This window comes from Paraburkholderia lycopersici (assembly GCF_900096975.1).
In the GTDB taxonomy this organism is placed as follows: Bacteria; Pseudomonadota; Gammaproteobacteria; order Burkholderiales; family Burkholderiaceae; genus Paraburkholderia; species Paraburkholderia lycopersici.
On sequence record NZ_FMYQ01000005.1, the window covers coordinates 162610 to 179392 of the forward strand.

A 16783-nucleotide genomic window follows, 5' to 3' on the forward strand; every position below is an offset into this window, starting at 1 on the left:
ATCACGCGACGACGAGCGCCTGCGCAAGCAGCGTCGCGCCGTCCCGACGGGCGGACGCGGCGGCAGTGACGGAGCGCGTCGAAATGCACGCTGCGGCGTCGCCCGAAGCAAGTCGCGCGAGCAGCTTGCGCACGGCCTCGCCGGCGGCGAAAGCGCGGTTCGCCGCCTGGAGCGCATTGGCGTCGCCCATCGCCGCACTGCAGACGATCGGCTCGTTGCGGCCGCCGCGGGCGGTGCGCACGTGGAGCCACGCAGCCAGCTCGCCGTTCTGCGCGACGAGCGCCACGCCCGGCTCGCCGTCCAGCGCGAGCGCCTCGGCGCGCAACGGGCGCGCGGACGCGGCATGGCCAGCAGGAACGCTGGCCGCGCTCGCCGCTACCAGCGCGGTTGCGGTCACGCCCAGCAAATCCATCAACCCCGCGCGATCCTGCGCACGCAGCACCTCGCGCAGACGCTCCACCGTGCGCGCATGCCGCGCCTTATCGGCCGGAGCCGCCCGCGGCGCAGCCTCGCGCGCAAGGCGCACGCGCGCACGCCGCACGATCTGGCGGCAGTGCTCGTTCGTGCAGCCGGTGAGCGCGCCGATCTGCGCGTAATCGCAATCGAAGGCCTCGCGCAACACGAAAACAGCCTGCTCCAGCGGCCCGAGCCTCTCGAGCATGAGCACGAGGCCATCCGAAAGCCGAGCCGCGCGCAAGCCCGCCTCCTCCGCGGACGGCGCGGCGTCGTCGAAACAGGGAGCGTCGTGTTCGGCCGCGCTCTCGCGACGCAAACGCCGCAGCCGGTCGATCGCAAGCCGCACCGTCACGGTGGCGAGCCACGCCTGCGGCGTGCGGACCGCCTGCGCGTCGGCGTCGCGCCAGCGAAACCATGCGTCCTGCACGACGTCCTCGGCCTCCGCGCGGCTGCCCAGCACACGCGACGCCAGCGCGAGAAGACGCCCGCGCGCCTCGCCGAACGCAGCGGCGCGTCGCGCCTCGGTCCACGCGCCCTGCTGCCGCCGGGCTTCGTCGTCCGCCGCAATCGCGCCCTCATCGAGCGCGCCCAGATTCGTCCCGCCGATTGCCTGCATCATTCGCTTTGCTCCTTCGCCTCGCTCTGTCCTGCTTCCGTGCCGTTTCTTCGATGACGTCCGGCAGCCTGACAACGTGACAGCCGCGCGCAAAAAAATATTCGTCACGCAGTGTGCCGGCGAAGCGTCATGTGCGCAGCGGCGCAAACGCGCCGTCACACCCACGGAAAAACCAGGACACGCTCATGCAACCCTTCGCACCGCATCATGCAGCACTGCCGCCGACCGCGCTCAATCTCGTCCCCACCGTGATCGAAACCTCGGGGCGCGGCGAGCGCGCCTATGACATCTACTCCCGTTTGCTGCGCGAGCGCATCGTGTTCCTCGTCGGCCCCGTGACCGAGCAGACCGCGAGCCTCGTGGTGGCGCAACTGCTCTTTCTGGAAGCCGAAAATCCGGAGAAGGACATCAATCTCTACATCAACTCGCCGGGCGGTTCAGTCTACGACGGTCTCGCCATTCACGACACGATGCAGTTCGTCAAACCCGATGTCTCGACCCTGTGCACCGGTTTCGCAGCCAGCATGGGCTCGTTTTTGCTCGCCGCGGGTGCGCGGGGAAAACGCTTCGCACTACCGAACGCCCGCATCATGATCCATCAGCCGTCTGGAGGCGGACAGGGAACGGCCGCCGATGTCGAGCTGCAGGCGCGCGAAATTCTCTACCAGCGCGAGCGCCTGAACGCGATGCTCGCCGCACACACGGGGCGCGGCATCGAGCAGATCACGCACGACACCGACCGCGACAACTTCATGTCGGCGCAAGCCGCGGCCGATTATGGGCTGATCGATCGCGTGCTGGCTTCGCGCGAGCAAACGCTGCGCTGAGGCGCGGCCTCATGCGAGCCGCACGGTCAGCCACGCCGCCAGCACGCCCTTGTACTCGGCGACGAGCAGCTTGCGCTCCTTCGGCTTCGCCGCGGCGTAAAGCGGATTGAGGCTCTTGATGACCTGCAGCATGACCTCCGCGACGCGATAGGCCTCGTCAGCCGAAAGCGCCGGCTGGTAGCGCAGGAAGAGCGCCGTGAAACGCTGGCGCAGCAAATTGCGCGCGGCGGCGTCGCGCTTGAACCCGAGCGGCACGGAAAGCAGCGGCAAATACGCGGGGTAGTGATGCATCAGATCGACCATCAGATCGAACAGGCGCTCCACCAGCTGCGCGAGCGGCAACTCGCCCGCGTCGTCGTGCGCCGCGACGAGCGCGCTCCAGCGCGCGTCCATCTCGTCGCCGTAACGCTTGCGCAGTGCGAACGCCAGTGCCTCCTTGTTTGGAAAGTACTGGTACGCCGCGCCCACCGACACGCCCGCCTGCTGCGCGATCTGCGTCATCGTCGCCGCTTCGAAGCCGCGTTCGGCGAACGCCTCGCCCGCGGCTTCGAGCAGGGCGTCCACGGTGCGCGCCGCGCGTTCCTGGCGCGGCACGCGCCGTGCGCCAGCGGTTTGCGCTTCCTTGCGCGCGAGCGGATCAGCGGCCATATCTGAGACCTCCTTCACATCTCGCGTATCATATGTGAAGCCATCCTCACATACAGGTGAACCATGACGCAAGCACTTTCACTGAATCCGCGCACCACGGCGCTCGTGATGATCGACCTTCAGCACGGCATCGTGGGCCGCCCCGTCGCGCCCCATAGCGGCGCACAGGTCGTGGCTAACGCGAGGCCGCTCGCCGACGCGCTGCGCGCCAAGGGCGGCACCGTCGTCTGGGTGCGCGTGCTCCTGAACGAACTGCTCGCCCTGCCCGCCGACGCGCCCACGCGCGCCCCCGATGCGCCGCCTGCCCCGGCGCAGGCGTCCGAGCTCGTACCCGAAGTCGGCGCGCAAGCCGGCGACGTGATCGTCTCGAAGCGCCAATGGGGCGCGTTCTACGGCACCGACCTCGAGCAGCAGTTGCGCCGCCGCGGCATCGATACCATCGTGATCGGCGGTATCGCCACGAATTTCGGCGTCGAATCCACGGCGCGCGCGGCGTTCGACTTCAGCTTCAAACTCGTGTTCGTCGAAGACGCCACCTCGGCACTGAATGAAGAGATGCACCACTTCACGTTCGAGAAACTGTTCCGCCATATGGGCCACGTGCGTTCGACGCAGGAGACCATCGCGGCGCTCGCGTAAAAGAAAAAGCCCTCGATTCGCATCGAGGGCTTTTTTGCATGTGCCGCAATAAACTAAAACACGGCACGGAACGGAATTCGCATTACGCGAAATTCTTCGCGGCGAAGTCCCAGTTCACGATGTTCCAGAACGCTTCGACGAACTTCGGACGCGCGTTGCGGTAGTCGATGTAATAAGCGTGTTCCCACACGTCGATCGTGAGGAGCGCCTTGGCGTCGGTCGTGAGCGGCGTGGCGGCGTTGCTGGTCGACACGATGTCGAGCGAGCCGTCGGCCTTCTTCACGAGCCACGTCCAGCCCGAGCCGAAGTTGCCTACTGCGGCCTTCGTGAAGGCTTCCTTGAACGCGTCGTAGGAGCCCCACTTCGCGTTGATCGCGTCGCCGAGCGCGCCCGACGGTGCGCCGCCGCCTTGCGGCGAGAGGCAGTTCCAGAAGAACGTGTGATTCCAGACTTGCGCCGAGTTGTTGAACACGCCACCCGACGACTTCTTGACGATTTCTTCGAGCGAGAGCTTTTCGAACTCGGTGCCCGGAATCAGGTTGTTCAGATTCGTGACGTAAGCCTGGTGGTGCTTGCCGTAGTGGAACTCGAGCGTCTCTTCCGACATGTGCGGAGCGAGAGCGTTCTTCGCGAACGGCAGCGGCGGGAGCGTAAATGACATGATGCGGTTCCTTCGTCGTGTTATGGGGAGTTCTGCGTGATAACCGGCATGGAGCACTCGATTGTAGGCGAGTTGGAATAACCCCGCAAACACGCGGCCTTTATGCCGGAGATCGTTTGCAAAGGGCTTTTGTGCATATCCGTCTACACCGTTTTACGCCGATTCCCCGGTTCAATGTTGCCGTGCTGCACTGGGCGCACGCAGCCCGTCGCAAGATGCGGCGACGCTCGAACAGCGCTTCCGGCGCCATGCGAGATGGCGTGCCGGCATGGCGTGCTCGCTCATATGCTTGTTCACTTGCTGATGCTGCGTGCAGCCAGCGCACGGCGGCGCAGGCGCCAATGCACGTTTGATGCGATGCAGTGCGACCCATCCCGGAGCGCGCACGCATGCAGCAAACCCGCAGACCCGTTGCAACGTTCGCGTAACCGGCATGCAATCCGATTGCAACGAGACCGCAACGAGGACTGCAACGATTACGCACCGCCACGGCATGGCGTCATGACGGCGCGCACTGGTGCGTTCGCGCCGGTTCTTCGTGAGCCAGCAAGCCGCGCGCCTGCCATGCGGCCAATCTTCAGAAGCCGTCCGCGAGACGCGGCTGGACATCGGCGAGCGCGACGTCCGCGCTGCCCTGCGCGAGATGCACGGTGAGCCGCTTGCCGGGCTTGAGCACGGCCGGCGAACGCACGGCCGTGCCGCTTTGCGCGTCGAGCAGCGCAGCGTAGCCGCGCTCGAACGTGCGCTGCGGGCTCAGCACTTCGAGCCGAGCCGCGAGTTCGGAAACGCACGCCGCCTCGCGTTCGCGCTGTCGCGCGAACGCGCTGTCGAGACGGCGGCCAAGCGACTCGACCGAGGTGCGCCGCGCGGCGGCGTCGGGGCGCGCGCGCTGCCAGCGCATCTGCATGACGTTCAGGTGCGCACGCGCCTCGGCGCCCGCGCGCACGCCGGCCGAAGCGAGCCGTATCGCCAGTTGGCGCAGATGCGTGCGCTGCTGCGCGAGCCGCTCGGCCGGCGAGACGAGCCGGCGCGCCAGCCAGTCGAGCTGCTGTGCGCGCCGCTCGAGCAGGCGGCCGAAATCGCGCGCCAGCGTAGCGTGACGCTGATCGAGGTCGCGCAGCAGCAGCGTGCGCTGCGGACTCACGAGTTCGGCCGCGCCCGTCGGGGTAGGCGCGCGCACGTCGGCGGCGAAATCGGCGATCGTGAAATCGGTTTCGTGCCCGACGCCGCTCACCACGGGAATCGCGCTCGCGGCAATCGTGCGGGCCAGCGTCTCGTCGTTGAACGACCACAGGTCCTCGATGGAGCCGCCGCCGCGGCACAGCACGAGCACATCCACCTCGTTGCGCGCGTTCGCGGTTTCGAGCATCGCGGTGAGCTTTTCGGCCGAGCCCGCGCCCTGCACCGGCGCCGGATAGACGATCACCGGCACATGGGGCGCGCGGCGGCACAGCGTGGTGAGCACGTCGCGCAGCGCGGCGGCCTGCATCGACGTAATCACGCCGATGGCGCGCGGATGCGAGGGCAGCGCGCGTTTGCGCCCGGGATCGAAGAGCCCCTCCGCTTCGAGTTGCGCCTTCAGGCGCAGGAAGGCTTCATAGAGGCGGCCCTGGCCGGTGCGGCGGACGGCCTCGACGTTCAGTTGCAGTTCGCCGCGCGGCTCGTACATCGTGACGAGCGCACGCACTTCGATGCGGTCGCCCTCGCGCGGCGTGAACCCGGCGTACTGCGCGCGGCCGCGGAACATCACGCAGCGGATCTGCGCCTGCGCGTCCTTGATCGAGAAGTACCAGTGGCCGCTCGCGGCGCGCGTGAAGTTCGAGACTTCGCCCGAAATCCATGCCAGCGGGAACGTGCGCTCGAGCATCGAGGCGATTGCGCGATTGAGCGCCGAGACCGGCACGACGACGTCGCCCGGGGAGGCGGAGGAAGCGGAAAATCGGTCGGATAGCATGCGGGAGGTGTGGATAAGCATCGGCCGGACAGACGATAGACCGTTCGGGGGGCGGCAGTCCAGCACGAATGAGGCCCGGCCGGCAAGCCGCGCGAAGTGTCCACACCGTATGCGTCATGCGGCATGATGACCGGCAACACCTTGCAAACGCCGATAAATTTTCACATCCGATTGATTTATATAGAGTTTTTATCTCTATAACATCGTTGCCGACCGATGAGAGGGCCGAATAATGGGCCTTTCAGCCTTCATGGCGCCCATTTCTCCACAAAGTTATCCACAGGCGCTGAATTTTCCGGGATTTCATGAGGAGCCGCCGAAACGGCGGTTGCCTGCGGACAGTCCGCTTGCCGCATGCTGCCGACCCGCGCTAGAGTGCCGGGTTCACAGCCGCCCGCGCCGCGCCATGCGAGGCCCGAAGCGGTGCCGCGCGCTGGTCCCCTCGTCCGCCCTCTTGCTGTGGCGCTCACCCCGAACCGGAGAACCGCCTCGATGCCCGCCCTGCCTGCCAGCTTCCCGCATCCCGCGTCCGACGCCTCGTGCGCGCACGCCGGACGCCGCGCGGTTTGCCATGCAGTCCCCCGCGTAGATTGCCGATGAGCGGCCCCGCGTCCAGCCTCAAGGAGCGCCTCGAAGCGCGGATCGCGCACGCGTGGCAACGGCGCGGCGCGCTCGCCTGGGCACTCACGCCGCTCGCCGCCGTGTTCGCCGCCGCGAGCGGGATGCGCCGCGCCGCGTTTGCGGCGGGCTGGCTCAAGAGCGTGCGGGTGGGCGTGCCGGTGGTGGTGGTCGGCAACGTGACGGTCGGCGGCACCGGCAAGACGCCGACGGTGATCGCGCTCGTCGAGGCGCTGCGCACGGCGGGCTTCTCGCCCGGCGTGGTCTCGCGCGGTTACGGCGCGAAGGTCGAGCGCCCCACGCCCGTCACGCCGGACACGCCCGCGCGCCTCTCGGGCGACGAACCGCTTTTGATCGCGCGCCGCACAGGTGTGCCCGTATGGGTTTCGCCCGATCGCGTCGCGGCGGCTATGGCGCTGTGCGGCGCGCATCGCGACGTCGACGTGATCGTGAGCGACGACGGTCTTCAGCACTACCGCCTCGTCCGCGACGTCGAGGTCGTGGTGTTCGATCACCGGCTCGGCGGCAACGGGTTTCTGCTGCCCGCGGGGCCGCTGCGCGAGCCGCTTTCGCGGCGCCGCGACGCCACCCTCGTCAACAATCCGTTCGAGCGCACGCTGCCGCCCTGGCCCAACACGTTCGCCCTCAAGCTCGAACCCGGGGACGCCTGGCACCTCGCGAATCCGGCGCTGCGCCGCCCGCTCGCGCAGTTCGCGGCGAGCGCGCCGGGGCAAGGCGCACAGGGCCCGCAAGATGTCCCGCGTATCGTGGCGGCAGCCGGCATCGGCTCGCCGGAACGCTTTTTCGCGACGCTGCGGGCGGCCGGCCTGACGCCGCAAACCATGCCGCTGCCCGACCACTACGCCTACGCGACCAATCCGTTCGCCGACGTCGTCGCCGACGCAATCCTGGTCACCGAAAAGGATGCAGTAAAATTGGGGGCCTGGAACGACGCGCGCATCTGGGTCGTCCCCGTGGAAGCCGCGCTCGATCATCGCCTCATTACCCTGGTTGTGGAGAAACTCCGTGGACGCTCGTCTGCTTGAAATCCTGGTCTGCCCGATCTGCAAGGGCCCACTCAGCTACGACCGCGCCGCGCAAGAGCTGATCTGCAGCGCCGACAAGCTCGCTTACCCCATCCGCGACGGCATCCCCGTCATGCTCGTCGACGAAGCCCGTCAAACCGTGGAGGGCACGCCGGTCGATCCGGTCGGGCCGGGCGCGGCATAAGGCTCGCCCGGCGGCCCGCCCCCCTTCCCGGTTGGACGCCGAGCGCGGCCCGATCGAGATCCGGTCGAGGCCCCATCGAAGCCCAATCAAGGCCTAATCGAGGCCAAACCAGCGCGCCCTCCCCGGCGCGCTTTTGCTTCCTGAAATCCGTCCTTGCCGGAACTGGCCATGACCGCTCCCGTACAACCTTTCATTGCCGTCGTGCCGGCGCGTCTTGCGTCCACGCGACTGCCCAACAAACCGCTCGCCGACATCGGCGGCAAGCCCATGGTCGTGCGCGTGGCCGAGCGCGCGCGCGATTCGGGCGCGCAACAGGTCCTGATCGCCTCGGATGCCCAGAGCGTGCTCGACGCCGCCCGCTCGCACGGCTTCGACGCCGTGCTCACGCGCGCCGATCATCCGTCGGGCACCGACCGGCTCGCGGAAGTCGCCGAGCACTTCGGCTGGAGCGACGACACGATCGTGGTCAACGTGCAGGGCGACGAGCCGCTGATCGACCCGGCGCTCGTGTGCGACGTTGCGTCGCACCTCGCCACGCACCCCGAATGCGCGATCGCCACGGCGGCGCACCCCATTACGGCGCCCGAAGAAATCTTCAGCCCGAACGTCGTGAAGGTCGTGCTCGACGCGCGCGGCGTCGCGCTTTATTTCTCGCGCGCGCCCATTCCCTGGGCCCGCGACGCCTGGCAGCCGCACTGGTCGCCGGCGCGCCTCGATCTCGGCGCAATGCCCGCCCCGCCAGCGCCTGCGACTGTCTACCGCCACATCGGCCTGTATGCGTACCGTGCGAAATTCCTGCGCAGCTACCCCTCGCTCGCGCACTCGCCGATCGAGCAGGTCGAAGCGCTCGAGCAGCTTCGCGCGATGTGGCACGGCGAGCGCATCGCCGTGCTCGTGACGGCTCAGGCGCCCGCGCCGGGCGTCGACACCCTGGCCGACCTCGTGCGCGTGCAAGCGTTATACCGGCCTTAATTCCGTCCGTGGGGCAAAAATCCCATGGCATAATCAATTGTTTGCGCGAGCCGTCTAAAGCCTTTGTGCGTCGGGGCTTCCCCGCTTTTTCGGCACCGCCCCGCAGCGCCGCCCCATGTCACAGGCACCGGGCAAAAGCCGCGTGGGACGTGTCGCCGCCCCGCCAGCACGGTGCCTCGACGGCCGTCAGCGCATGGGCAAGGAGACGCACGGACGCCGCCGACGCCACCCCACCGCGTGTGAGGTGGTCGCCGCGCCGCAAGAATTCACACAGATCGGAGATTGTTCACATGCGTTTGATCCTGTTGGGCGCCCCGGGTGCGGGCAAGGGAACCCAGGCAAACTTCATCAAGGAGAAGTTCGGCATCCCGCAAATCTCGACGGGCGACATGCTGCGCGCGGCCGTCAAGGCCGGTACGCCGCTTGGCCTCGAAGCGAAGCGTTTCATGGATGCCGGCGAGCTCGTGACCGACGAACTCATCATTAATCTCGTGAAGGAACGCCTTCAGGAGCCCGACTGCAGGAACGGCTACCTGTTCGACGGCTTCCCGCGCACGCTGCCGCAAGCCGAGGCAATGAAGCAGGCGGGCGTCGCGATCGACTACGTGCTCGAGATCGACGTGCCGTTCGACGAGATCATTACGCGCATGAGCGGCCGCCGCATGCACCCGGCTTCGGGCCGCACATACCACGTCAGGTTCAATCCGCCGAAAGTGGAGATGACGGACGACGTGACGGGCGAACCGCTCGTCCAGCGCGACGACGACAAGGAAGAGACGGTGCGCAAGCGTCTCGACGTGTATGTTGCCCAGACCAAGCCGCTCATCGCCTACTACAGCGACTGGGCGAAGCGCGGCGAGGAAAACGGTCTGAAAGCGCCGCAGTATCGCGCCATTTCGGGCCTCGGCACCGTCGACGAAATTCGCGACCGCGTGTTCGAAGCGCTCAAGTAAGCGAACCGGGCCGGGCCCGGCACGCTTGCTGGTTTGCCTGCGGGCCGGCCGGCGTCGCTCCCGGGTCTCCCCGGGCAGGCGGTGCCGGGCGGCCCGCTTTGTTTTGGTTGGCTTCGCGGCTTCCTCCTTGCGCGGGCCGCGCACATCTACAACGAATCGCGCTTGACGCCGAAGCGCCCCGCGCGATCGCGAAGCGCCTTGCGCAAGCAGATGGAGACAAACATGCAGATTCGCGACAACGTGTTCCTCGTCACCGGCGGCGCGTCGGGGCTCGGCGCGGCCAGCGCGCGCCTCATCGCGGCCGAGGGCGGCAAGGTCGTGCTCGCCGATCTCAATGAAGACGCGGGCAACGCGCTCGCCGGGGAACTGGGCGGCCGGTTCGTGAAGTGCAACGTCGCGAGCGAAGAGGACGGCGCGCGCGCCGTGGCCGCGGCAACGGCGCTGGGCACGCTGCGCGGACTCGTGAACTGCGCCGGCATCGCGCCCGCCGTGAAGACCGTGGGCAAGGATGGCCCGCATCCGCTCGACACGTTCTCGAAGACCATTTCGGTCAATCTGATCGGCACGTTCAACATGATCCGGCTCGCGGCGGCGGCCATCGCCCAGACCGCGCCCCTCGAGGACGGCGAGCGCGGCGTGATCGTCAACACCGCTTCGGTGGCCGCTTACGACGGGCAGATCGGCCAGGCAGCCTACGCCGCGTCGAAAGGCGGCGTCGTCGCGATGACGTTGCCGATCGCGCGCGACCTCTCGCGCAACGGCATCCGCGTGATGACGATCGCCCCAGGCATCTTCGAAACACCGATGCTGCTCGGCATGCCCAAGGAAGTGCAGGATGCGCTCGGCGCGATGGTGCCGTTCCCGCCGCGCCTCGGCAAGCCGCACGAGTATGCGATGCTCGTCAAGCAGATCGTCGAGAATCCGATGCTCAACGGCGAAGTGATTCGTCTGGACGGCGCGATCCGCATGCAACCGAAGTGAGGCCTCGCCCTCGCCCTCCCGATAAAAAAGCCCGCGAGTGCATCGCGGGCTTTTTCGTTTTTTATGCCGGCGCCGGGCTCAATCGTTGTCGAGCGTGCGCTGGCGCAGCTCCTGCAGTTGCGATTCGACGACGGTAGCGTCTTCCGCGTCGGGACGCTCGTCGAGATATTGTTCGAGGTCTTCGAGCGCAGGCCGCAGATAGTCGAGCCGCGCATAAGCGAAGCCGCGATCGCGTACTTCCTCGATGCTCTCGGGCAGCAGGATCACGAGCCGCTGCTGGATGGCGAGCAGGCGCTGCCAGCGTTCGGTCTGGAGATACACCGACTTCAGGTTGCGCAACATGCGCGCGACGATCTCGCGGCGCGTGGCCGGCTCGAGCAGCATACGCAATGCGCGCGCCACGGAGTCGCCGGCATTGGCGACGAAGGGCTCGAGCATCTCCACCATGTCGGACTCGGTGAGCGTGCGGCCTGTGGTGGGATCGACCATCTCGTCGCCTTCGGGCAGCGAGACGCGCAGCAGAAAATGCCCCGGAAACGACACGCCTTTCACCGGCAGATCGAGTTGCGCCGCCATCTCCAGATACAGCACCGCCAGCGAAATGGGAATGCCGCGCCGGCGCTTGAGCACGACGTTCAGGTGGCTATTGTCGGGGTCGAGGAAATCGTTGAGATTGGCCGCGAAGCCCATCTCGCGAAAAAAGCAGCGGTTGAGCACCGCAACCTGCTGGCGCACATCTGCGCCTTCGGGCATGCGGCGGCGCACACGCAGCGCGAGTTCGTCGATCTCGGCGAGCGTGCCTTGCAGATCGAGATCGGGATACGCGTCCTGCGCGATCGCGAGCGCCGCTTCGGTGAGCGGCAGGCTCTCGTCGTCGGCAACGAGCGCGCTGAAATAATCCAGAACCCGCGTAGTCATCGTTGTCACTTCGCCCGCCTCTTGAAGTACGCGTATTTGAAGCCCATCAACCACAGCATACCGAAATATAACGTCGCGAACAGGACGAGGCACGCACCGAGCAGAGCAATGCGCGCGAGCGGTTCGTGGCGCAGGGCGATCCAGTCGTAGCTGATCGCACACCAGTGCATCGCGCCTGCCAGCACGAGACATGCCCCGAGCAACTGCGCGAAGAACGGGGTCCAGCCCGGCGACGGCATGTAGATGCCGCGGCGGCGCAGCCCGATGAAGAGCAGGAGCGCGTTCATGCAGGCGCCCAGGCCGACCGAGAGCGTGAGGCCCGCGTGCGAGAAGATCGGCACGAAGATGTAATTGCTGATCTGCGTGGCGATGAGCACGCCGACGCCGATCTTCACCGGCGTCTTGATGTCCTGGCGCGCGTAAAACCCAGGAGCGAGGATCTTGATGAGGATGAGGCCGATGAGCCCCACCCCGTATGCCGCGAGCGCGCGGCCCGTCATGACGACCGAGTTGGCGTCGAACTTGCCGTAGTGAAACAGGGTAGCCGTGAGCGGCTCGGCGAAGAAGAAGAGCGCAACGGCCGAAGGCGCGGCGAGCAGGAAGGTCACACGCAGGCCCCAGTCGAGCAGCGCCGAGTACTCGTGCGGATCGGCGTCGACGTGCGCCTTCGAGAGGCTGGGCAGGAGGATCGTGCCAAGCGCCACGCCGAGCAGCGCCGTGGGAAATTCCATCAGGCGGTCGGCGTAGTTGATCCACGATACGGCGCCGGCGCCGAGCCGCGAGGCGATATTGGTGTTGATGATGAGGCTGATCTGCGCGACCGAAACGGCGAACATGGCCGGCACCATCTTCGCGAGCACGCGCTTCACGCCGCGGTGGGCGAGCGCCTTGAGCGGGTTCAGGCCGATGCGCGGCATCATGTCGATGCGCTTGAGGCCGGGCAACTGTACGAGGAATTGCAGCACGCCGCCCACGATCACGGCCCACGCGAGCGCGTAGACGGGCTGCTTCATGTGAGGCGCGAACGCCACGGCCGCCGCGATGAACGAGACGTTCAGCAGCACCGGCGCGAACGCGGGCAGCGAAAACTGCTTGTATGTGTTCAGCACGCCGGACGCGAGTGACGTCAGCGAGATGAACACGATGTACGGGAACATGATGCGCGTCATCGCGACGGCGAGCGGGAACGCTTGCCCGTCGTTCTTCAAGCCCGACGCGACCACGATCACGACGAACGACGCGCCGAAAATGCCGAGCAGCGAGAGAACGGCGAGCGCCCAGGCGAGCACGGTCGAGGTCGCATCGACGAGCGCGCGCGTAGCGTCGTGGCCCTTCTGGTTCTTGAATTCCGCGAGAATCGGCACGAACGCCTGCGAAAACGCGCCTTCTGCCGAGATGCGGCGCAGCAGGTTGGGGATGCGAAACGCGACGTAGAACGCGTCGGTGTACTGGCTCGCGCCAAACGCGCGCGCAATCAGCGTTTCTCGGGCCAGACCGGTCACGCGCGACAGCAGCGTGAAGCCGCTGACTGTCAGCAGGGCTCGGAATAGATTCATGGGGCGGTCATTATACGGGCGCCGTCAGGTCCGTCGCAGATGCGTGGCGTCAAGGCCCGAGCGGCGGCGCATACGGCGAGGCGGCAACGGCGGAAGTGCGCTGATTGAAGTCCGCTGATTGAAGTCCGCTGATTGTGACCGCGTCGCGGTACTGGCGTTCACCTCCGGCCGCACCCTTTCTGCCGATCGCCGTTGATTGCTGCACCGATTAACTTGCTGCTATAATCGCCGATTCGAGTTCTCTCAATGGGTGCTCGAAGCGCGTCTTGGAAAGGAAGCGAAAGAGTTAAACGTGGCCGGAAGGTTCGGGCTGACCTCTTCGCTTTGGCACAAAAGGCGCGGCCGGCAAGCAGATGCAGTCCGCGCAAGCGAACCCGGCGAATACCGTTTTGCGCTTTCCGGCAACATTGCCGAAAGTGCAAATCCAGGCAAAGAGCGTCGCCCCGCAAGACTCATTGTCGGCAAGCCTCTGCTCCGCAAACTCAAGGAATCGTAATGGCAAACTCCGCACAAGCACGCAAGCGCGCCCGTCAGGCCGCGAAGGCAAACTCGCACAACTCGGCACTGCGCTCGAAGTTCCGCACCGCCATCAAGGCCGTTCGCAAGGCAATCGACGCCGGCGACAAGGCAGCGGCCGCCGAAGTTCTGAAGGCATCGGCAAAGACGCTCGACATCATCGCCGACAAGAAGATCGTCCACAAGAACAAGGCCGCTCGCCACAAGAGCCGCCTGGCTGCCGCCATCAAGGCGATGCAAGCCGCGCAGTAAGCGTTTCGGGGGCCGCCACGGCGGCCATGACCCGTTTCCGCTGCGTCACAAAAAACCCGCTTCGGCGGGTTTTTTGTTTGCGCTTTCCGTCCGTCGCACCACCCGCGAAAGCGCAAAAAAACCCGCCGAAGCGGGTCATTCGTTGCGCCAGGCGGGCAGTCGGCCCCGACCGGGGCACGCCTGCAGCCGCAGCGCGCCGTTAGCGCGTGCCGCCCTGCTGCGTCGCGTGATCCTGCGGCAACTCGCATGCCTCGGTCACGACGAGGTCGTTGTCTTTGGCGAAGTTCATCACGAAGTTGAAGGCCATCGGCTCGACGTCCTTCAGACGCGAATCCAGCACCACGACCTTGAGGTCGCCGATCATTGTCGGGCGCACGTAGAGCGAGTAGCGGAGATATGCGTTCGGCCCGCGCGCATTGGCCGTCGCCTTGGGGCCAAAGCTCGACATCACACCCGCCAGACGCTCCGACCAGTCGCTCGGACGAAACTTCTTCCCCTTGCTGGTGATGCCTTGAATGAAGTATTCGGTTGGAGCTTCGTCGGCCATGCAGAAGTACCTGTGTGTATAGCTGCTGGGTGCGTTTGCAGCATGTAACGGCGGCACGAGCGCTGCGCCCGCGTTTTTGTCGCGGGATGCCGGCCGCGGGAGTTCGCCCGCCGCCACGCGCATGGACAGTCCGATGCATAGGGAACGGCTGCCCGCGCACCCCGCCCGGCTTCAAGTCTCGAAAATGGCCGGCGACGCACTTGCAAAACATCGCAAGCCGTTCGACAAGCCGATTTCGCGGCGCACTGCCAGTCAGCGCACAGGCCGCTCCCGCGGGCTTGCCTGCCGCTGCCGCGAGGCGTTGCCACCTTGCCGACACATACGCTCAGGGCCCGTTTGTCGTGCCTAAGAAATCGCTGAGATTATAGCGTACCGACCGTTTTGACGCACCGCACACAAGGCATCCGAAAGACGAAAGCCGGTCCCGCAGATGTCGACCGGGCCGCCGCCTGCCGCGCGCCGGCACATGCCGCCCAACTTTTGGGCAACTCGTCAAAATGCGCAAAATCCTTTATGCTGCTTTGACTTACCACCAACCGCAGCGGCGTCGCCGGCCCAAACCTGCAGTTCGAGGCCGGATCGGGCGCCGTTTTCGCTTCATGACCTCCCGGACCATACGCCATTACCTGCAGTTCAAGGATTTCTCTCTTGACGATTATGAATATGTGCTGGAGCGCGCGCGCATCCTGAAGCGCAAGTTCAAGAATTACGAGACCTATCACCCGCTGCACGACCGCACGCTGGCGATGATCTTCGAGAAGAGTTCCACGCGCACGCGCCTCTCGTTCGAAGCAGGTATCTTCCAGCTGGGTGGCCACGCCGTGTTCATGAACACGCGCGACACGCAGCTCGGCCGCGGCGAGCCGATCGAGGACTCGGCGCAGGTTATCTCGCGCATGGTCGACATCATCATGATCCGCACGTTCGGCCAGGACATCATCCGTCGCTTTGCCGAAAGCTCGCGCGTGCCCGTCATCAACGGCCTCACGAACGAATATCACCCCTGCCAGGTGCTGGCCGACATCTTCACGTACTACGAGCATCGCGGCCCGATTCGCGGCAAGACCGTCGCGTGGGTCGGCGACGCCAACAACATGCTCTACACGTGGATCGAAGCCGCGCAGATCCTCGACTTCAAGCTGCGCATCTCCACGCCGCCGGGCTATCCGCTCGACCCGACGCTGGTCGCGCCTGAAAGCAAGCCATTCTACGAAATGTTCGACGATCCGCACGACGCCTGCGGCGGCGCGGACCTCGTCACGACCGACGTGTGGACGAGCATGGGCTTCGAAGCCGAGAACGAAGCGCGCAAGAAGGCCTTCGCCGACTGGTGCGTGGACGCCCCGATGATGGCCCGCGCCAACGCCGACGCGCTCTTCATGCACTGCCTGCCCGCGCACCGGGGCGAGGAAGTGAGCGCCGAGGTGATCGACGGCCCGCAAAGCGTGGTCTGGGACGAGGCGGAAAACCGCCTGCACGTGCAGAAGGCGCTGATGGAGTTCCTGCTGCTCGGTCGTCTGAATCACTGAGCCGAACCCACGCAGCCGCCATGCAAAAAGCCGACCCTCGGGTCGGCTTTTTTATGCGCGCCCGCAGTCAGACCGTTTCGCCGAGACGCCGGGCCAGCGACTTCAGGAGCGGCGCCACACGCTCCCGGAATACCTCAGGCCCCATCGACGAAGCCGGCCCGCTGCAACTGAGCACGAGCCAGCGCCGTTCGCGCGGCTCGCGAAACGGCACCGCTACCGCATTGACGTCTTCGTGCCAATCGCGAAACGAATAGCAGCACCCTTCCCGCCCGAACGCCTCGATCTCGCGCTTCGCGGCCTCAACCAGCGCCGGCCCCTCGGCGCCCGCCGCCTTCTCCAGTTCCGCGAACAGCGCCATGCGCACGTCGATCGGCTGCACGGCGAGGTAGGCGCGGCCCATCGAGCTCGTCAGCATCGAGAGGCGCGAGCCCGAGGCGAGGCCGAGCGTGAGCGCCGTCTCGCTGCGGATCGTCTCCAGATAAATCACGTCGAGGCCGTCGCGACAGCCCAGCGACACCGCGGCGCCCACCTCGCGCGCGAACGCCCGCATATGAGGGCGCGCGAGCTCCAGCGTGTCGATGCCCGAGAGCAGCCCGAAGCCGAGTGACAGCACCCCGGCGTCGAGCGCGTATTTGCCGAGCGATTCGTCGAAGCGCAGGTAGCCGAGCACGGTGAGCGTGTAGGCGAGCCGGTTCACGGTCGCCTTCGGCAAGCCGGTGCGCTCCACGAAATCACGGTTGCCAAGCAGCGTTTCGCCGGGGCGGAATGCGCGCAGCAGGTCGAGACCGCGCGCAAGCGCCACGACGAACTTGCGCTCGTCGATCGGGCCGTCGGCCAGCGAGGAAGAAAACGAAGAAGTGGTCGATCCGGATGCAGACATGGGCGCGCTAGTGCTACACTAAGGTCAATT

At 66.4% G+C, this 16783-nt stretch carries 17 protein-coding genes; 9 read left to right on the top strand and 8 right to left on the bottom strand.

Features of this window, described 5'->3' with window-relative positions; genetic code table 11:
• Position 1: 1 nt before the first annotated feature.
• Positions 2-1075, bottom strand: coding sequence for a sigma-70 family RNA polymerase sigma factor (locus BLU17_RS08135; protein ID WP_091996216.1), 1074 nt, complete (start codon positions 1073-1075; stop codon positions 2-4).
• Positions 1076-1257: 182 nt separating this feature from the next.
• On the opposite strand from BLU17_RS08135, the gene clpP reads away from it, so the two are divergent.
• On the top strand, positions 1258-1899 hold the full coding sequence (clpP, locus tag BLU17_RS08140) for an ATP-dependent Clp endopeptidase proteolytic subunit ClpP (RefSeq protein WP_091996217.1): 642 nt from the start codon (positions 1258-1260) through the stop codon (positions 1897-1899).
• A 9-nt stretch (positions 1900-1908) separates the two neighbouring features.
• Here clpP and BLU17_RS08145 read toward each other — a convergent pair whose 3' ends face one another.
• Positions 1909-2547 (bottom strand): TetR/AcrR family transcriptional regulator, encoded by a 639-nt coding sequence (locus BLU17_RS08145; RefSeq protein ID WP_091996218.1) that lies wholly within the window; start codon positions 2545-2547, stop codon positions 1909-1911.
• A 63-nt stretch (positions 2548-2610) separates the two neighbouring features.
• On the opposite strand from BLU17_RS08145, the gene BLU17_RS08150 reads away from it, so the two are divergent.
• Positions 2611-3186 (top strand): isochorismatase family protein, encoded by a 576-nt coding sequence (locus tag BLU17_RS08150; protein WP_091996219.1) that lies wholly within the window; start codon positions 2611-2613, stop codon positions 3184-3186.
• Positions 3187-3268: 82 nt separating this feature from the next.
• Here the strand turns inward: BLU17_RS08150 and sodB are convergent, their stop codons facing one another.
• Positions 3269-3847, bottom strand: a complete 579-nt coding sequence (sodB, locus tag BLU17_RS08155) for a superoxide dismutase [Fe] (RefSeq protein WP_091996220.1) — start codon at positions 3845-3847, stop codon at positions 3269-3271.
• 577 nt (positions 3848-4424) lie between these two features.
• A complete protein-coding gene (gene xseA, locus BLU17_RS08160) occupies positions 4425-5801 on the bottom strand; it encodes an exodeoxyribonuclease VII large subunit (protein ID WP_091996327.1) in 1377 nt (458 codons plus the stop codon).
• Positions 5802-6397: 596 nt separating this feature from the next.
• On the opposite strand from xseA, the gene lpxK reads away from it, so the two are divergent.
• The 5 genes from lpxK (at position 6398) to BLU17_RS08185 (ending at position 10555) form a co-directional block, all read left to right on the top strand.
• A complete protein-coding gene (gene lpxK / locus BLU17_RS08165; RefSeq protein WP_091996221.1) occupies positions 6398-7465 on the top strand; it encodes a tetraacyldisaccharide 4'-kinase in 1068 nt (355 codons plus the stop codon).
• Positions 7446-7649 carry a Trm112 family protein gene (locus BLU17_RS08170; RefSeq protein WP_091996222.1) on the top strand — a complete coding sequence of 68 codons (204 nt, stop codon included), beginning with the start codon at positions 7446-7448 and terminating at the stop codon, positions 7647-7649. Before lpxK ends, BLU17_RS08170 begins: the two co-directional genes overlap by 20 nt.
• A 168-nt stretch (positions 7650-7817) precedes the next feature.
• Positions 7818-8621, top strand: a complete 804-nt coding sequence (gene kdsB / locus BLU17_RS08175) for a 3-deoxy-manno-octulosonate cytidylyltransferase (protein WP_091996223.1) — start codon at positions 7818-7820, stop codon at positions 8619-8621.
• A gap of 290 nt (positions 8622-8911) precedes the next feature.
• Positions 8912-9574: an adenylate kinase gene (gene adk / locus BLU17_RS08180; protein ID WP_091996224.1), complete on the top strand. Its 663-nt coding sequence runs from the start codon at positions 8912-8914 to the stop codon at positions 9572-9574.
• Between the two features lie 222 nt (positions 9575-9796).
• Positions 9797-10555, top strand: coding sequence for a 3-hydroxyacyl-CoA dehydrogenase (locus tag BLU17_RS08185; protein ID WP_091996328.1), 759 nt, complete (start codon positions 9797-9799; stop codon positions 10553-10555).
• 78 nt (positions 10556-10633) lie between these two features.
• Here the strand turns inward: BLU17_RS08185 and BLU17_RS08190 are convergent, their stop codons facing one another.
• Together BLU17_RS08190 and murJ are read right to left on the bottom strand one after the other, a co-directional pair.
• Positions 10634-11473, bottom strand: a complete 840-nt coding sequence (locus tag BLU17_RS08190) for a SirB1 family protein (protein ID WP_091996225.1) — start codon at positions 11471-11473, stop codon at positions 10634-10636.
• A gap of 5 nt (positions 11474-11478) precedes the next feature.
• Positions 11479-13029 carry a murein biosynthesis integral membrane protein MurJ gene (gene murJ, locus BLU17_RS08195; RefSeq protein WP_091996226.1) on the bottom strand — a complete coding sequence of 517 codons (1551 nt, stop codon included), beginning with the start codon at positions 13027-13029 and terminating at the stop codon, positions 11479-11481.
• Positions 13030-13524: 495 nt separating this feature from the next.
• On the opposite strand from murJ, the gene rpsT reads away from it, so the two are divergent.
• Complete coding sequence (rpsT, locus tag BLU17_RS08200) at positions 13525-13797, top strand: 30S ribosomal protein S20 (protein ID WP_091996227.1); 273 nt, start codon at positions 13525-13527, stop codon at positions 13795-13797.
• 199 nt (positions 13798-13996) lie between these two features.
• On the opposite strand, the gene BLU17_RS08205 is transcribed toward rpsT, so the two are convergent.
• Positions 13997-14344 (bottom strand): DUF3579 domain-containing protein, encoded by a 348-nt coding sequence (locus BLU17_RS08205; RefSeq protein ID WP_091996228.1) that lies wholly within the window; start codon positions 14342-14344, stop codon positions 13997-13999.
• A gap of 599 nt (positions 14345-14943) precedes the next feature.
• Between BLU17_RS08205 and argF the strand changes: the two genes are divergently transcribed.
• Positions 14944-15873 carry an ornithine carbamoyltransferase gene (argF, locus tag BLU17_RS08210; RefSeq protein WP_091996229.1) on the top strand — a complete coding sequence of 310 codons (930 nt, stop codon included), beginning with the start codon at positions 14944-14946 and terminating at the stop codon, positions 15871-15873.
• A 67-nt stretch (positions 15874-15940) separates the two neighbouring features.
• On the opposite strand, the gene BLU17_RS08215 is transcribed toward argF, so the two are convergent.
• Positions 15941-16753, bottom strand: a complete 813-nt coding sequence (locus BLU17_RS08215; protein WP_091996230.1) for an IclR family transcriptional regulator — start codon at positions 16751-16753, stop codon at positions 15941-15943.
• Between the last annotated feature and the right edge of the window lie 30 nt (positions 16754-16783).

What these genes read in the sequence shown, in the direction of transcription:
- BLU17_RS08135 (WP_091996216.1), bottom strand. Translation starts at nt 1,075, where the DNA reads ATGATGCAGGCAATCGGCGGGACGAATCTGGGCGCGCTCGATGAGGGC.
- sodB (WP_091996220.1), bottom strand. Translation starts at nt 3,847, where the DNA reads ATGTCATTTACGCTCCCGCCGCTGCCGTTCGCGAAGAACGCTCTCGCT.
- BLU17_RS08190 (WP_091996225.1), bottom strand. Translation starts at nt 11,473, where the DNA reads ATGACTACGCGGGTTCTGGATTATTTCAGCGCGCTCGTTGCCGACGAC.
- BLU17_RS08205 (WP_091996228.1), bottom strand. Translation starts at nt 14,344, where the DNA reads ATGGCCGACGAAGCTCCAACCGAATACTTCATTCAAGGCATCACCAGC.
- argF (WP_091996229.1), top strand. Translation starts at nt 14,944, where the DNA reads ATGACCTCCCGGACCATACGCCATTACCTGCAGTTCAAGGATTTCTCT.
- BLU17_RS08150 (WP_091996219.1), top strand. Translation starts at nt 2,611, where the DNA reads ATGACGCAAGCACTTTCACTGAATCCGCGCACCACGGCGCTCGTGATG.
- BLU17_RS08185 (WP_091996328.1), top strand. Translation starts at nt 9,797, where the DNA reads ATGCAGATTCGCGACAACGTGTTCCTCGTCACCGGCGGCGCGTCGGGG.
- murJ (WP_091996226.1), bottom strand. Translation starts at nt 13,029, where the DNA reads ATGAATCTATTCCGAGCCCTGCTGACAGTCAGCGGCTTCACGCTGCTG.
- BLU17_RS08145 (WP_091996218.1), bottom strand. Translation starts at nt 2,547, where the DNA reads ATGGCCGCTGATCCGCTCGCGCGCAAGGAAGCGCAAACCGCTGGCGCA.
- BLU17_RS08215 (WP_091996230.1), bottom strand. Translation starts at nt 16,753, where the DNA reads ATGTCTGCATCCGGATCGACCACTTCTTCGTTTTCTTCCTCGCTGGCC.
- lpxK (WP_091996221.1), top strand. Translation starts at nt 6,398, where the DNA reads ATGAGCGGCCCCGCGTCCAGCCTCAAGGAGCGCCTCGAAGCGCGGATC.
- clpP (WP_091996217.1), top strand. Translation starts at nt 1,258, where the DNA reads ATGCAACCCTTCGCACCGCATCATGCAGCACTGCCGCCGACCGCGCTC.
- xseA (WP_091996327.1), bottom strand. Translation starts at nt 5,801, where the DNA reads ATGCTATCCGACCGATTTTCCGCTTCCTCCGCCTCCCCGGGCGACGTC.
- kdsB (WP_091996223.1), top strand. Translation starts at nt 7,818, where the DNA reads ATGACCGCTCCCGTACAACCTTTCATTGCCGTCGTGCCGGCGCGTCTT.
- adk (WP_091996224.1), top strand. Translation starts at nt 8,912, where the DNA reads ATGCGTTTGATCCTGTTGGGCGCCCCGGGTGCGGGCAAGGGAACCCAG.
- rpsT (WP_091996227.1), top strand. Translation starts at nt 13,525, where the DNA reads ATGGCAAACTCCGCACAAGCACGCAAGCGCGCCCGTCAGGCCGCGAAG.